Here is a 590-nt window from a genome sequence, read left to right as displayed (position 1 = left end):
TCGTAGCGGGTGCGGGACATGATGGCGACCCGGTCGCCGAAGCGGACGCCCTGGGCGAGCAGGCCCTTGGCGAGGGCGACCACCTCGTCACGGAACTCGGCGGCGGTCACGTCCCGCCACCGCCCCTGATCGTCCTTGCGGCCGAGGGCGATGTGCAGGGGGTCGGTGCGCGCGTTGTCGAAGACGGCGTCGGCCAGGCCACCCACCGGCGGCTCCGGCTGCACGTCCGTCACAGGGTTGGTGAACTCGCGCAAACCTCGCTCCCCCTTGCTCGCTCTTCCTCGCTCCTCCGTCGGCCCGCGACGCTCCGCACAGCGCCGTGAAAGCTACCCCACCGAATGGCCGGATGGGAGGGGTCCGGAAACCGGCCAAACCTCACGTACCTCACCCACACCACCCGGAAAATCCCCGCACATGCGGAAGGTCCGGACACGATACTGACGGGTCGGTACGTACCCCGGTCGTAATCTCCACCGAATCTGTACGGGCCGGTCACGGGGTGGGGCGTGGTGGAGAGGGCACGAGAAGGCTGTCGGTCACTGCCACGAGCGCGCTGGGCCAATATGCGCCATCGGTCCCCTCCTGACCCC

The 590-nt window shown here is 69.2% G+C and carries 1 protein-coding gene; it reads right to left on the bottom strand.

Annotation, left to right across the window (positions count from 1 at the left end):
* A partial coding sequence (locus CCN33_RS30480; RefSeq protein ID WP_140394776.1) for an AMP-binding protein occupies window positions 1–254 on the bottom strand: 254 nt, incomplete at its 3' end.
* Window positions 255–590 lie beyond the last annotated feature (336 nt).

The organism is Streptomyces recifensis (assembly GCF_002154615.1).
Taxonomy (GTDB): domain Bacteria; phylum Actinomycetota; class Actinomycetes; order Streptomycetales; family Streptomycetaceae; genus Streptomyces; species Streptomyces griseoluteus.
Note: the sequence above shows the minus strand (reverse complement) of the source record. Positions and strands in the feature narration are given on the sequence as shown.